A 14642-nucleotide genomic window follows, 5' to 3' on the forward strand; every position below is an offset into this window, starting at 1 on the left:
CCCCTTATACATTATGCGCTTTGCTTTTCCATTCGCCGCTTATAAAGAGGTATGGGCGGGAGGCATATGAATGGCTTCCCGCCAGGCTCTCTTCATACTGAATACTTGAATGCAGCAGCTTTATTTGTTAAAAGGAGCGAGCACACGATCCGCCTCTTCTTGCGCGGCCTTCAATGCTCCGGCCGCATCAATTTTGCCAGCCAGCGCGGATTGAATCTGGTTCGTCAAAGCCGAAGACACCTTGCCATGGTTATGTGTGGATAATTCCCTGAACGCATACTGCAGCTGGTCGCGGGCAACGAGTGCCTGCGGAAAGCCATCGGTATAGGTCTTCATTGCTTCCGTATCATAGGCCGATTCTCGCACCCCAACATAACCGGATGACGAACTGAACAGTGCAGCCTGCTCAGGCGCAGTCATAAACTTGGCGAATTCCCAGGCTGCTGCCTGTTTCTCGGGAGTCGTATCCTTGAAAATATACAGGTTTCCCCCGCCCGTAGGTGATCCGTATTGCTTATTAGCGGGTGCGAAGGCTACACCGAAGTCGAATTTGGCATTGGTTTTCACATTCGTCAGATTGCCGCTGGTGTGCATCATCATAGCCGTCTTGCCTTCAATAAAGTCAGTTGGCGTAGCCGCCCAATCAATAACTCCCTCAGGCATTACCTTGTACTTACGGGACAAATCAAGCCAAAATTGCAGAGCCTCAACGTTCTCAGGCGTATTGAAATTGGCCTTCCTGCCATCGTTGCCCATAATGCTCTGCTTGGGATCGCTCGCATTCTGTCGGGCAAGCATCTGGAACATCCAGTAGGAATCGTCATTGCCCGGAATCTCCAGCCCCGTATGTCCATCACGATTCAGCTTTCCGGCATATTCCACCAACTCATCCCAATTGGTCGGCGGCTTATTCGGGTCAAGCCCGGCTGCCTTAAACATGTCTTTGTTGTAGTACAGAATGATCGTGCTTCGCTGGAACGGTATGCTGTAGGTATGTCCATCCGCTTGGGTATCCTCCACGAAGGCCGGATAGAAGTCATCCTTGTTGTAATCCGCATCCTTCGCAATAAAATCATCGAGTGGAATAATCGCTTCCGTGTCCAGCATGCTGTACAGCTCGGTGGACATCATTACAGCCACATCCGGCGGCTGGCTGGCTTGAACGCCTGCCTGAATTTTGATCGTATTATCCCCGTAGTTTCCGGTATAGACCGGCTTAACTTTAATATCAGGAAACTTCTCCATAAAAGAATTCGTCATTCCGTCTATAACCTTGGTGAGCGGACCACCGACGTTGACCGGATAATAAAACGAGATTTCAACCGGCTCCTTGGATGTCTCAACTGAAGCGTTGCCGGATTCAGTTGTTGAAGTCGCTGTAGCTGTTCCCGCCTTTGAATCCGCTTCACTGGCCCCTCCCTGACCGCAGCCGGTCAACATGAACGTTAACCCAAGCGCAATCAGCATCATTCTACCCTGCTTTAGCATGTATTTTCTCCCCTCATATGTGCAGAGCTTTTACGGCCCTGATTAAAATGCGTAATGTCTGAAATTCATGCTTACACGATTCGAGCCTACATCAAGGATATGCAGGACCGCACCATCTGCCGTGGGAAGTACAGTGATGCCTTGCGCTTCATTGCTGCTTCCAAGATTCCGGTCAAAGGCCAGCGTGACAGCTCCGGTTTCCGGATCAATCCGGTAGACGGATTTTTGTGAATTGTTATCGGAAGAAGCGTACAGCGCACCGTTATACATCTCTGCACCCTGAATGCGATCAATAGTCTGACTAAGCGGTACCGTTTTGATGAAGGTCATGTCACTGAGACGAAATACATTCAGTACCGGCGCATTGTTCCATTGGGCTGTGTAGACTTGGCCGCGAGCGGCATCCACCGCTACCCAGGGCACCCCTCCGGGATGAAGGTTCAGCGGAAGTTCATAGGAGATTCCGGTGTATTGAAGGGTCGAGGCATTATAAACGGCAATGTAAGGATGCTCGTATTTCTTGCTGTCTTCGATCGGAGCATAGATCAACCCGTTGTAATACGAAATGTCGCCAATGTGATCACCGCCCTTTAGAGCTATCTCAGCGGGGATGGCAACTGCATTTCGCGCCTGCACCGTCTTGCCGTCCAGTGCCGTCTTGAGCAGACCAAGCTGGGAGTTAAAAATCCATGAGTTTCCGTCTGTTGTGACGCCTTGGCCGCGCTCAAAGGCATCGGTAAGCCAAAAAGTCTGCTTGGACACCTCATGCCAGGATTCGGCTGCCTGTTGAGCGGCTACTGCATAATCCGCAGCTTCAGCCGCGACGGGGACCGACCATGCACCAGATGTTAAAGAACCTGCAAGCAAGACTCCAGCACAGACCCAACCAGACACTTTGTTCAGTTTCATTAATGGACTCCTCCTGAATTGTGGGCCTGCTTCTATAGTGGCTCGTCCATTATAGAAGCAGTAACCTCCGTTTTAGCCAGCAGAACTCACTGCCCGCTTGGCTTAAACATATTGTAGCGTTCAGGATAAGGACGTCTGTTGGACAAAATGCTGTTTTTATTGAACAAAACAATCATTTTAGAATAATCCGGTTTGCAGAGACCTCGTTCATATACTGTTTGGGCGTCGTTCCAGCGATTCGCTTGAACATTCTGGTGAAGTGGCCCTGGTCCGAGAAGCCGGCCCGGTCTGCAATTTCCTTCAAACCGTATTCTCCCTTGCTGATTAGCAGCTTGGAATATTCAATCCGCAAGCGAATCAGATAATGATGGGGTGTATGCCCCGTCTGCTGTTTGAACAGCCGAATATAATGGGACAGGCTGAGGGCAGCCCGGTCGGCCAGCTCCTGAATGGAGAGCTCCGCCTCCAGATTTTCTTTCATATATTCAATGGACTGATAGATTTCCTGATTGGTAGTCATTCTGGAGGGCGTACTCCCCGTGCATACCTGGGAATAGTGGTTCAGGAGATGCAAGGTGAGCATATTGGAGAGTGAATCACTGTATATTTTCCCTTGTCTGCCACCATTCTGTAGCTCTTCGAGCAGCCAGAGGCCTAGTTGCAGCAGCTTGGGGTCCTTGACATAATACTTTAGCTGCAACTGAATAAACCCTTCCTTCAGCAATCCTGATTCGCGCGCGATGTGCTCCAGATATGAAGGGGGAATTTCAATTTGCAAAAAATATAGTGAAGCCTTTCCCCAGGAACAAAGAACGGGTTCTCCTGCAGGAAGGATATGAATGGTGTAGTAATTCTCATAATAAGCCGAACAATGGATACCAATCTGATGCTTCGTTCCGGTAAGCCCCCCGGCAGCATGCTGAGGACTGGGCCACCGGGCCACCTGCAGATGATCCCATCCAAGGGCTTGGCTTGTGAGTACAGGTTTGCTGTCGGCCGGATACACTCTTTCGATTGTTCTCATCCTATCACCCCTTTTCACCACGTTAGCAACCTACTATGCGGGATGTATAAACTGTGGGTAAAAGAGTTCACTATTTTGAATGTGAAGCGGCACTGTTACATTTGGTTTGACGATCTGTCTTACAAAAACAGGCTGCCAACAAATGAATGTTAGCAGCCCTGAATTTTTCTTTACTTTTATCCTGAAGGCAGATGAACCATCACCGTCGTACCTTCACCTACCTGACTATTGATTTCGACAGTTCCCTGATGCAGTGTCACTATTTTCTTGACGATCGCGAGACCCAGGCCGTTACCGCTAATGCTGCGGTTTCGCGACAGGTCTGTTTTATAAAATCGATCAAACACATAATCCAGCTGCTCTGGCGCTATTCCTATGCCCGTATCCGTTATTGTGAAGAGAATTTCATTCGTTAACTGAGTCGTGCGTATATGAATATGCCCACCTGCAGGCGTAAACTTCATGCTGTTCCCCAGCAGATTCATCCAAACCTGGTTTAGCTGGTCCCGATCCGCTGTAACTTGAATCGTATCTGTAAGTTCCAGATGAACCTGAATATTTTTGGCGGACCACTGCGGCTCGCAGGTCACGATAATTTGCCGAATCTGCTCGTCAAGATGATACGTGGTGGCTTCGAATGGATGATGATCCGAGTCCAGCGATGCAAGCTCCAGCAGATTGTCGCTAAGTCTGGATAGCCGTCCACTCTCTGTAATAATAATATCGAGGTAATAATTACGGTCAGCCTCCGCGACCAGGCTACTGTTTTTCATCGCCATGGCAAAACCGGAAATGGATGTGAGCGGGGTTTGTATCTCATGAGATACACTGGAAACAAAATCCTGTCTCATCTGTTCCAGCTGTTTAAGCTCACTCGCCATTTCATTAAAACTGTGCGTCAAAGCCCCCATTTCATCCACACGTTTCGTTTGGATTTCCACGTCAAAATCACCCTTCGCCAGCCGCTTGGTTGCCCGTGTCAATACCTGGATCGGTTTCACCAAGTACCTTGCAGCAATAAGGATACAGAGGCTTCCAATAAACAGTGCGAGTAATAATATCAGGAAGACCATCCGATTAATGATATTTTCGTTCTGCGGGGAATATTGCATAAACACGGCGTGTGACTCCCCCTGGAATGGAAAAGGAATGCCGATAAAGGTCTGATCCACCTCAGCCGGAGATCGATAGACGTGGCCCTGCAGCACCATTTGAACCACCTCTGGTGCAATATGAACCGTATCCGTATTGTCCAGATTATAGTACGTTGCGTTGCCGGAAGCGTCATATAGATGAATGGGATAGGTGGATACCTTCACCATACTTTTGATGAAGGCATCCCTGTCCTCAGGTTGCGTTTGCTCATAGAGATGTATCATCTCCTCCCCTGCTGCAATCATATCGTTCTGTCCGATATGATTAACTTCTTTTTGAACAGGAAGAGCCCCAGGAAGAAAGAGGTCAGCAGGCTGAAGATGATGACGACCAAAAACGTGCAAATAATCCGAACATATAAGGTTTTGATCATGTGATCACTAACCGGTAGCCCAAGCTGCGGGCCGTTTCAATCTGAAAATGGTGTGCATCGCCAGCAAATTTTTCCCTTAATCGCTTAATGTGAACATCAACCGTCCGGTCATCCCCTTCATAGTCGCTCCCCCAGATCTTCGTAATTAACTGTTCCCGGGTAAAAATCTGCCCGGGCTGGTTCGCCAGCATGAACAGCAATTCGAATTCCTTTAAAGGCAGATTGAGCGTTTCCTCTCCCCGGATCACTTGAAAGCTGCGGCGATTTAGCAGAATGCCACCTAGCTGTATGGTTTGGGAGGAGACAATCAGATACCTTTTCAGCAAGGCTTTGACTCTCATCACAAGCTCCAGAGGATCGAAAGGCTTCGTCAAATAATCGTCTGTTCCAAGCTGGAATCCCTTTACTTTCTGAGCCGATTCCCCCTTCACTGTAACCATTAAGAGCGGCATATTCAGATCCATGCGCCGGATCTCCCTGCATAGTTCCCAACCATCCAATCGTGGCATCATAATATCGAGAATGACCAGATCAATTTGGGATTTCTCAACAATCTCCAGTGCTTCCGCACCGTCTTTAGCCACTACGATCTCAAATCCCTCATTCCGCAAAAATAAGGTAATTAGCTCCCGAATATGCACATCGTCATCCACGACAAGGATTTGGGTCATATAAAATGCAGGCCTCCCATATCTTTCTTCTCCTCTTCCACACTGGGTGGAGGGTTCAACCAAAATGCCAGCCTAACAGATTCCAATGATAGAAAAATAAACACAAGGTTACTGCTGCTAGGGATACGAACGTATAGTGCGCACGCTTCGGTAACGTCCAATAGCGGTTCTTCCATGCCAGGATGTTCATTGTTACAAGCGCCACACTCCATCCCACAAGAATCAGAGGCATGAATAGGTAAAGACGCAAAGATAGTGGAATGTGGCTGAGTCGATCGATCAAATCCATGTTCATCACCAGAAATGCTCCACCCAGGGTCATCAATGACCAAATAGACGTCATGACCGACAGCCGGACTGCCCATTTCTGCACCCTTGGCATCTCTTTGTTTTCGCGTCTGTGATAAATCGCTCCCACCAATACGGTGATGAACAGAACGGCCGAAATACCGAGCAATGGGAGCCAGAACTTCGATTGATTCATCAATGGCGCAGGTTCCAGAGGCATTGGGTTCAACATATCCAAAAACAGATACGTGACCTTGCCCTCTTTATCCGTACGGAACCCCATCTGATGTGTGCCTCCGACCTCCTGGAATAAATTCACGCCAATCGCAGTGTATACTTGCTGATCTGCACCACTTCCAATAAAGAGCCGGTTATCCGAAACCTCAATATTGATCTGAGTCAGAAAACTGAAAAACGTATCGATCTTCGTGTGATTACGACGTGTGAATTGATAGGAACCTGCATATTTCTCCAGAGGCTCCCCAATTCAATAGAGGTTGCAGCAGGCTGCTTAGCCGTCTGGGCAGGATAGTAACGATCAAAAAAGGCTTGGGCCAACCCTCCCGCTGCCGTTCCACCTTCCCCTCCACTATAGGAAACAAAAATACCCATTTGTTTGTCCGGTACAAGATAAAGCTCTGTATTAAACAGCTCGTCGGCCCCTGCATGAGAGATCACACGCAATCCATTCATATTCAACTCGTAAAAGCCCAGATCCATGGCGGGTAAACGTTCGTCAAACTGGAATGCCGGGGAATGCATAAGCCTGGCGGTTTCCGGCTTGAGAATTTGCTTATCCTCATATCGCCCGTCCTGTAGATGGGCAATCATGAAGTGAGTCATATCGTTCGCCGAGACACTGCCTGATCCCGCAGGCCGGAAGCCTCCCTCAAACGTTGGCCGCTTAGTTACAAACTCTCCATTGGCTCGGGCGTATCCTAGCACCGCATAAGGCTCCAAAGGCGCTGGAACAGGCTCCTCTACCGTAGCATAATTCATGCCCAGCGGATCAAATATATTTTTCTGTATATAGTCATTATAGGCAACACCACTGACTTCTTCGACGATAAGTCCCGCGAGTGAGGCACCATAATTGGAATACGCCAGCATCTCGCCTGGAGGCTTAACCCGTGCAGGCATATGCTTCGCCATGGTTTCAGCAATAGAGACGGGGAGTTTCTCCGGATCGGTAGTGATCTGATAACCTACACCGCCTTCCTCGAAGCCTGCGGTATGGGTCATGAGATGGCGTAACGTAATCGGCTCCGCATAGGTTTTCGGTATTTTCACCGTTTTTAGATAGGTGTTGACGTCTGTATCGAGATCAAGCTTTCCCTCCTCGACCAATTGCATCACAGCGGTCCATGTGAACAACTTTGTTGTCGAAGCGATACGAAACAAGCTGGTCTGGGGATCAACGGGTTTATTTTCTTCGATGTTCGAATGTCCGTATCCTTTGGAGAGCAGAACCTTTCCATCCTTCACAATCGAAATGACTGCGCCCGGAATTTGTAAGGAGTTCATTTGTACATCCATCATCCCATCAATGAATGCTGCTAGTTGAGCTTTGTCATCCAGGTTCGCAGCAGCTCTCTGATCCAATTTACTGGAATTCAATCCGGGAGCAGATACCGCAGCCGCTACGGGTGACATTGTCCCTAACCCCATTGCTCCTAATGTAATGCATAACAACACCAGTACCATCATTTTGCCAAAAATCTTCCTAATCGACGATGACATAATCAACCTCCACCACTCCGCATATTTTTTAATAACGGTTCCTCTTGCTTTCTTTCGAGAGCATATCAAGAACGTATGAACGGAGCGTGAACATTTTTGTCATTATTTGCCAAAGAGGATTAACTTCAGTAAGATAGAGGAAGATTGTATTAGAAAAGGAGACCTATTTTTCGAGAAGCACCCTCGTAATGAATTTAAGAATACATATTCCAGATCATTTATTTACCCCATGGGGATAATTGGGGCCGTTCATTTGTTAGCTTTATTAATGTAATAGCATCAGATTGTATATCAAGAAATAAGAAATTTTATGACCGCCGTGAAAATCACGGCATTCGCTGCCTGAGAGGAAATCCATAAACTTCTAGGGGATGCCATTTTTAATGAACAGATGGCCTCTGGACCATGGTGAGCAGAACATATTGAAATAGTCCCGTTCAACTCGGTGAGGTACACCAAATTAAGCGCTGTGTAAGCATATGCATTTATAGTAGACTGGGGAGAAAAGGTCCAATCATTCGGGAGGTCTGCTTATGCAAGAGCAACATGTAGCACGAGTCGAACTATTCGTTTCCAACAATCAGATCATCAAAAAATCATTCAAGTGGCAAAATGTGATGATGCACCGTCTGGCGGCCCTGCTATATGCAGCGGAAAATAAACAAGCCGATGGTGATACCATCCGTCAAAGCCATGAATTGATCAAGCAAAACACGAATCTCTTTTCAGTCTTCCGGGGAAATTCGGCGATTAGCATCGCCACCATGCTCTCGCTTACGAAAGAACAGGAAACGAAACTGGCAGATACCCTTCTGATCTATGATCTGATGAAAAAGAACAAATTTCGCACATCTGATTATCTGGTCATTGCGGCCTATCAGATTGCAGCTCACGCGAAGCCGGACCAGTTCGAGCATAGGGTGGAACGAACCAAAACATTTTACGATCACATGAAAGCCCAGCACCGCTTTCTTACTGGACAGGACGATTATATTTTCGCTGCCATGCTGGCCCTTTCCGATCTTGACGTGGAATCCGGTGTAACTCGTATGGAGCACCTCTATACTGAACTCAAACCTGAGTTCTCGCCGGGGAATAGCGTGCAGGCATTAACGCAGGTGCTGGTCTTAGGAGATGACAATCCGGACGCGGGCGCTCGTGTACTCGCATTAAACGAAGCATTCCGCAGGCGGGATATACGAATGGACAAAATGTACACTCTGCCCTCCCTGGGGATACTCTCCCTGCTGCCTGCTGACCGAGATACGCTAGTAGCACAAGTTGAGGAAACGTTTGAATTGTTGCGTACACAGAAAGGCTTTGGTGCCTGGTCGATTAACAAACAGGAATTGCTGCTGCTCTCGTCTTCGCTGGTGGCAGTGCAATATGTGGAGGATCTGCGAAACGGCGTTCTGACCACAGCTATCTCCACTAGCATCACCAACATTATCATTGCCCAACAGGCGGCCATGGCCGCTGCTGCAACATCGGCTGCCGTCGTTGCTTCGTCCTCATCGAGCTAGAGGTCCTGAAGTATTCATAAAAAATAAGAAGGCCCTCTGGTACCCTCCAGAAGGCCTTCTTCATTTGAATACAGCGTTGCTGTTAGTTACTACTCCCCACGATACCCGTGCCACGAAACTCCTCAATGAAACTATTCAGCCAATCCGAACCATAATCCAGTGCACCCATATCACTCTCAATAAAAGCAACATCCAGACCCATAACCCAAAATCTGCGAGCAATAATGAATAAATCTACGGCCTTTTCATCTTGTGTAGAGAAGTATCGAATGGAACGATAGCCCTTCAAGAGCGCATTCCATAATACTTCTCTCTGCTCACCAGACTGTCTCTTCCGAGCCTTGACCTGTGCCAGGTCGTAAGAACGCCAGCCTTTAGCCGCCCACTCAAAGTCATAATGGATAAACTGACTGTCCTGTTGAAAAGCGTTATTGTTCCCATGCATATCACCATGACACAGCCCTGTATCCAAACCTTGTTTGGTAGCGACGACGATGCGTTCTTTTAACTCTCTGGCAAACGTATGTAGAAATGTTGATGCTTCATTTTTCTCACCGATGTAGTTAATGATTCGTTCAAGAGGCTCGTCAATTAGAAACTTCGTATCCAACTCATATCGTGGCAGCTCTGCAACCGCGTGATCCATGGCGTTATGCAATTCAGCGGCAGATTGACCAAATTTGTAACATGACTCTTCATCCTCAAGATTATTCTCCGTCCCCTCGATGTAGCGAAACATTACGGCCATTCGTCTGCCTTCTGCGGCATCCAGTACGGTATATCCGCTGCGATCTTTCTTCTCGATGTACTCTCCAATATCGGTGTGTACAGATGAACCTAGAATGCCCTTTAATTGAGATAACAGGGATAGTTCGTAACGTACGTCGTTTTCCGTAATTTCAGAACGGTAGACACGAAGAATATACATGCCAGTAGATGTACGTACCCGGTAGGTATCATTTAACCCCCTCAGCCAAAACAAACATTCTTCCCAAGTTCCGATTTCATACTGATCCCTCAATGCAAACTCCAGATATTTAGGGTTGAGCACTGAACGCAAAGCAGTCGGTTGATTAAACATATGTATGCTCCTTATGTTTGGTATGATCTTTACTCTAGTTACAGAATAAATAAATCTCTCATCTATCAACCTATAATATAGTATATTTTTCATTTATTTTCCAGAATGTATATTTTATTAAAAGAATAGTCCCTCTCCCCTAACGTTCCGTCCCTATTCAGCGGATTATACAGGGCTATTTGCCTTGGTTCGTATCCCCGGCTCCAGCACACCTTTACGCTCAGGAAGAGCCCCTGCGCTCGACAATGTGGCACATTCACGAAAGGCAAAATGTTTGCATCCCAAGCATTTCTGATGATCCAGATGTAATAAAGCATAATCGATTGCCTCACCTGTATGCTCAAACATATGGTCAGGAGCTATTCGTTCAGCCAAACCCGTTCTTTTCAGCATCTCCATCGGCTGGGCCTGGATTCCAGAAAATAGAACTATTCCGTTTGATCGCTCAAAATGTTTCAATATACTGGCCAAATTGGATTCACCTGTGGTGTCGATAAAGGGGACTTTACTCATGCGCAACAGTAAAATGCCTGGCCGCCGATGAATTGAATCCATGACCGATTTCTCAAACGTGTCCGCTGCTCCAAAAAATAATGGACCTTCAATCGTATACATGCTCATTTGAGGACAGTCATGACCGTCATGAACCATGTGAGCCATTACTTTTTCGTGCTTATGGTCGGGATCAGGCAGCACTTTGGCAACCTTCAACATCTCACTCATGCGCTTCACAAATAACAGAACAGCCAGAATCAATCCAACCTCTACAGCCGTTGTTAAACTTGTGAATACAGTTAGCAAAAAGGTGATGAGTAACACGAGCGAATCGCTTGTTCTCGTTTTTAACACATGTATGAACGATCTCCGTTCACTCATATTCCAGGCAACCATCATCAGGACTGGAGCCATACTGGCAAGTGGAATATGCGAAGCATACGGTGCGAATAGAACAAGTACCAGCAGGACCACTACGCCATGAATAACCCCCGACAATGGTGATACAGCCCCGGATTTAATATTCGTAGCCGTACGCGCAATCGCCCCTGTTGCAGGAATACCCCCAAATAGTGGTGTCACCATATTAGCAATCCCCTGTCCAATCAGCTCCCGATTGCTGTTATGGCGACTTCCAGTCATGCCATCGGCAACAACAGCAGACAGCAACGATTCGATTCCACCCAACATGGCGATAACAAAGGCCGGTTGTAGCAAGTTCACGATTCGCTCCCAAGTGATCTCCGGCACATGAAACTGAGGCAAGGAGCTTGGTATGGCGCCAAAGGACGATCCAATCGTAGCAACCTGGCCTTCAAAAAAGAACGCTGCGACTACCGTCGATAGTACCAGCCCGACCAGTGATGCAGGCACCTTTGGTGCAAATCTCGGCACAAGCAAAATTACAGCCAGACAACTGCCTGCTGTCAGCAAGCTGTATAAATTAACGGTTGAGATATGCATCCCGATCTCCTTCATGTTGGACCAAAAATCTTCATGTTTCTCAATCCTGCTCAGTCCCAGAAAGTTAGCAATCTGCCCACTGAAAATAATGACGGCGATACCAGCGGTAAAACCGACGGTCACTGGCCGAGGTATAAATTTGATTAACACACCGAGCTTCAACAGCCCCATTAGTACCAGCATTATTCCGGCCATAATCCCGGCAATCAATAAATTTTCATATCCGTACTGCATCACGATTGCGAAGAGAATCGGAATAAATGCACCTGTCGGCCCGCCAATCTGGAACTTGGACCCACCCAGCAAGGAAATGAGAATCCCTGCAATAATTGTCGTGTACAAGCCATACTCCGGCTTAACTCCGGAAGCGATAGCAAATGCCATTCCCAGCGGAATTGCAATAATGCCCACAATCAACCCTGATAACAAATCCTTGCGAAAAGCGGATGCATTGTATCCTGCAAATCTCCCCATCCATTTCATCTATTTTAACCTTCTTTTCTTTATATATTTGAATATTTGAATATAATAAAAAGACTACTCCCAAGGACGGCCCCTGTCAATCGTAATGCTCACTTTTGCCAACCAGATCATAACGCAAAAAAACAAGAAGTTCCCTGCACTTGCCTCCCGGTTCCCCTTGTTTATTGTGTTTAAGTATCTTTTCGAATGTCTTCAAGCATCGAAATGGCGTCGACCAGATGATTATCAAAAATCTGCTTGGCGACTGTCAGCAGGTCCTTGATTAGAGGGTCACGAAGTGAGTAGATAACCGTGGTTCCTTCCTTGATTCCCTGGACAACGTTTTTACTGCGTAACACAGCCAACTGTTGTGAAACGGCGGAGCCTTCTGATCCGAGAATACTTTGCAACTCATTGACGTTTTTCGCTCCATCACTAAGCAACTCCAGAATTTGTATCCGCATCGGGTGCGCCAGTGCTTTGAAAAAATCAGCTTTGAACTGTTGAATGCTTTGATTCATACGTAATGCCCCTTTATTCAAACTTTTGAATGTATGAATATAATATCACACATAAGTCAACAAGAGCAGCAAGCCAACACGAAGAGCAAGTGTCATTTCCCTGCCTTGACCTTGAAGTATACTTCAGACTTTTTATCCAAAAATGAATCATGTCTTTGTGCTTTTTCCTATTCCTGAAAAAGGATGCAAAGAGAAAAATCATTGATATTATTCAACATTAAATCGTTGTTTTTGATGTCCTTATATCCACTTTCGTTTATAGCAAATTAACTTATCGATCCAGTCGGAAATAAAGGCCTTTGTGGAGAGATGATCTCTCCGCACAAGCTTTTTTGTATAACTACCTAAGTCTTGAATAACTGGATTATCTATCAAATTTATCCTTGTTCAGCAAATGTGCGTCCTTTACAATAACTTTAGAAATAACATTTAAAATTGCATGTATCTCGATTTCTTTATTAATCAATCTCTAATGGTATAGCACTTCCTTAATTACGATATAAGCTCTTACTTGAGTTTATATAAAAAAATGATACAGGAGGCTATCTAATGTTCAGATTCATTTTACCGTCTTCCAAGCTATTATTGATTTGCTGTCTGCTGGTGCTTTCAACGGTAAGCATGCTGTTCAACAGTCCAAAGGCGTTGTCACATGGCTATGTAGAAGGGCCGGCAAGCCGCGCTGCACTGTGTGCTTCGGGGGTCAATCAGGATTGCGGCAGTATCGTGTATGAGCCCCAAAGTCTTGAAGCGCCTAAGGGCTTCCCTGGTGCTGGACCTACGGACGGCCACATTGCAAGTGCTAACGGTGTGTTCCCTAAGCTCGATGAGCAATCCGCTACGCGTTGGTCGAAAGTGAATATGTCTAGTGGCAGTAATACGTTTACTTGGAAGCTAACAGCTAACCATTCAACAGCAAGCTGGAAATATTATATTACGAAAACGAACTGGAATCCGAATGCACCTCTATCCCGTGATTCGTTTGACCTGACACCGTTCTGTTCCGTTGCCTATGACGGAAAGCAACCTCCGTTTAGTTACACCAACTCTTGCAACGTACCCGAACGTAGTGGTTATCATGTGATTCTAGCTGTCTGGGAGGTTGCGGATACTCCCAACGCCTTTTATAATGTCATCGACGTGAACTTCGCTGGGACGAATCCGGTTGACAATGTAGCTCCAACACCTCCAGCCTCTCTTGTATCGACTGCAACTGCAGCTACGAGCACATCCTTATCCTGGAAGGCTTCCACAGATAATGTAGGTGTAACAGGATATAAAATTTACAACGGAACTACCTTGGTTGGGAATGTGTCCGGTACAACTACAAGCTATACGGTAACGGGGCTGACAGCAAATACAGCTTACACCTTCACTGTCAAAGCAGTCGACGCAGCAGGCAACGAATCTGCAGCCAGTAATATTGTAAGCGTTACCACAACTGCACCTCCCGCTAATGACACTATTGCACCGACATCTCCAGGCGGGCTGCATGTGATGGGAACACCGACCGCATCCAGCATCCAGCTGATGTGGACGGCATCCACGGATAATGTAGGAGTGACAGGGTATAAAATTTACAACGGCTCTACTTTAGTTACAACGACATCCGGGACGGCAACGTCCTATACAGTAACCAATCTTGAAGCAAACACGACCTACAACTTCTCGGTTTATGCTGTTGATGCGGCAGGCAACCAATCAGCTGCAAGCACGGTCAGCGGTAAAACAGCCGCAGCTTCAACTGCACCTGCATGGGCAACCAACACCCAGTACACAGTGGGTACCATCGTCAGCTACAATGGTTTGACGTATAAATGCCTCCTTACACACAAGTCTCAAGTGGATTGGATCCCTTCGGCAACACCAACCCTCTGGCAATTGCAATAACGGGATTGACTGAGGATTTAAAAGAATTTCATATAGATCCTGATTATAACCACAGCCGG

General features: G+C 46.8%; 12 protein-coding genes. 2 read left to right on the forward strand and 10 right to left on the reverse strand.

Features of this window, described 5'->3' with window-relative positions; translation table 11 throughout:
* Positions 1-120 precede the first annotated feature (120 nt).
* From ACTWJ7_RS31165 to ACTWJ7_RS31195, 7 genes are all read right to left on the reverse strand, one after another.
* Positions 121-1488 (reverse strand): ABC transporter substrate-binding protein, encoded by a 1368-nt coding sequence (locus tag ACTWJ7_RS31165; protein WP_301880834.1) that lies wholly within the window; start codon positions 1486-1488, stop codon positions 121-123.
* Positions 1489-1530: 42 nt separating this feature from the next.
* A complete protein-coding gene (locus ACTWJ7_RS31170; RefSeq protein WP_079350443.1) occupies positions 1531-2397 on the reverse strand; it encodes a DUF6923 family protein in 867 nt (288 codons plus the stop codon).
* 172 nt (positions 2398-2569) lie between these two features.
* Complete coding sequence (locus ACTWJ7_RS31175) at positions 2570-3421, reverse strand: helix-turn-helix domain-containing protein (RefSeq protein ID WP_024631304.1); 852 nt, start codon at positions 3419-3421, stop codon at positions 2570-2572.
* A gap of 176 nt (positions 3422-3597) precedes the next feature.
* Entirely contained in the window at positions 3598-4800 is a 1203-nt protein-coding gene (locus ACTWJ7_RS31180) for a sensor histidine kinase (RefSeq protein ID WP_443146210.1), read from the reverse strand.
* 145 nt (positions 4801-4945) lie between these two features.
* Positions 4946-5620 (reverse strand): response regulator transcription factor, encoded by a 675-nt coding sequence (locus ACTWJ7_RS31185; protein ID WP_301880835.1) that lies wholly within the window; start codon positions 5618-5620, stop codon positions 4946-4948.
* A gap of 55 nt (positions 5621-5675) precedes the next feature.
* Entirely contained in the window at positions 5676-6191 is a 516-nt protein-coding gene (locus ACTWJ7_RS31190; RefSeq protein ID WP_443146211.1) for a hypothetical protein, read from the reverse strand.
* Positions 6192-6307: 116 nt separating this feature from the next.
* Entirely contained in the window at positions 6308-7648 is a 1341-nt protein-coding gene (locus tag ACTWJ7_RS31195; RefSeq protein WP_443146212.1) for a serine hydrolase domain-containing protein, read from the reverse strand.
* Positions 7649-8181: 533 nt separating this feature from the next.
* Here ACTWJ7_RS31195 and ACTWJ7_RS31200 point away from each other — a divergent pair.
* Positions 8182-9171: a DUF4003 family protein gene (locus ACTWJ7_RS31200; protein WP_079350447.1), complete on the forward strand. Its 990-nt coding sequence runs from the start codon at positions 8182-8184 to the stop codon at positions 9169-9171.
* Between the two features lie 82 nt (positions 9172-9253).
* Here the strand turns inward: ACTWJ7_RS31200 and ACTWJ7_RS31205 are convergent, their stop codons facing one another.
* The 3 genes from ACTWJ7_RS31205 to ACTWJ7_RS31215 form a co-directional block, all read right to left on the reverse strand.
* Positions 9254-10252 carry a phosphotransferase gene (locus ACTWJ7_RS31205; RefSeq protein WP_443146213.1) on the reverse strand — a complete coding sequence of 333 codons (999 nt, stop codon included), beginning with the start codon at positions 10250-10252 and terminating at the stop codon, positions 9254-9256.
* Positions 10253-10417: 165 nt separating this feature from the next.
* Positions 10418-12193, reverse strand: coding sequence for a SulP family inorganic anion transporter (locus tag ACTWJ7_RS31210; protein ID WP_301880838.1), 1776 nt, complete (start codon positions 12191-12193; stop codon positions 10418-10420).
* Positions 12194-12363: 170 nt separating this feature from the next.
* Positions 12364-12693, reverse strand: a complete 330-nt coding sequence (locus ACTWJ7_RS31215) for an ArsR/SmtB family transcription factor (RefSeq protein ID WP_024631312.1) — start codon at positions 12691-12693, stop codon at positions 12364-12366.
* Between the two features lie 549 nt (positions 12694-13242).
* On the opposite strand from ACTWJ7_RS31215, the gene ACTWJ7_RS31220 reads away from it, so the two are divergent.
* Complete coding sequence (locus ACTWJ7_RS31220; protein WP_301880839.1) at positions 13243-14583, forward strand: lytic polysaccharide monooxygenase; 1341 nt, start codon at positions 13243-13245, stop codon at positions 14581-14583.
* Positions 14584-14642: the final 59 nt, after the last annotated feature.

Origin of the sequence: Paenibacillus sp. 1A_MP2 (assembly GCF_052244825.1) — a bacterium.
GTDB classification, from domain to species: domain Bacteria; phylum Bacillota; class Bacilli; order Paenibacillales; family Paenibacillaceae; genus Paenibacillus; species Paenibacillus vandeheii.

What these genes read in the sequence shown, in the direction of transcription:
- ACTWJ7_RS31170 (WP_079350443.1), bottom strand. Translation starts at nt 2,397, where the DNA reads ATGAAACTGAACAAAGTGTCTGGTTGGGTCTGTGCTGGAGTCTTGCTT.
- ACTWJ7_RS31195 (WP_443146212.1), bottom strand. Translation starts at nt 7,648, where the DNA reads ATGTCATCGTCGATTAGGAAGATTTTTGGCAAAATGATGGTACTGGTG.
- ACTWJ7_RS31185 (WP_301880835.1), bottom strand. Translation starts at nt 5,620, where the DNA reads ATGACCCAAATCCTTGTCGTGGATGACGATGTGCATATTCGGGAGCTA.
- ACTWJ7_RS31210 (WP_301880838.1), bottom strand. Translation starts at nt 12,193, where the DNA reads ATGAAATGGATGGGGAGATTTGCAGGATACAATGCATCCGCTTTTCGC.
- ACTWJ7_RS31165 (WP_301880834.1), bottom strand. Translation starts at nt 1,488, where the DNA reads ATGCTAAAGCAGGGTAGAATGATGCTGATTGCGCTTGGGTTAACGTTC.
- ACTWJ7_RS31220 (WP_301880839.1), top strand. Translation starts at nt 13,243, where the DNA reads ATGTTCAGATTCATTTTACCGTCTTCCAAGCTATTATTGATTTGCTGT.
- ACTWJ7_RS31190 (WP_443146211.1), bottom strand. Translation starts at nt 6,191, where the DNA reads ATGGGGTTCCGTACGGATAAAGAGGGCAAGGTCACGTATCTGTTTTTG.
- ACTWJ7_RS31215 (WP_024631312.1), bottom strand. Translation starts at nt 12,693, where the DNA reads ATGAATCAAAGCATTCAACAGTTCAAAGCTGATTTTTTCAAAGCACTG.
- ACTWJ7_RS31200 (WP_079350447.1), top strand. Translation starts at nt 8,182, where the DNA reads ATGCAAGAGCAACATGTAGCACGAGTCGAACTATTCGTTTCCAACAAT.
- ACTWJ7_RS31175 (WP_024631304.1), bottom strand. Translation starts at nt 3,421, where the DNA reads ATGAGAACAATCGAAAGAGTGTATCCGGCCGACAGCAAACCTGTACTC.
- ACTWJ7_RS31180 (WP_443146210.1), bottom strand. Translation starts at nt 4,800, where the DNA reads ATGATACATCTCTATGAGCAAACGCAACCTGAGGACAGGGATGCCTTC.
- ACTWJ7_RS31205 (WP_443146213.1), bottom strand. Translation starts at nt 10,252, where the DNA reads ATGTTTAATCAACCGACTGCTTTGCGTTCAGTGCTCAACCCTAAATAT.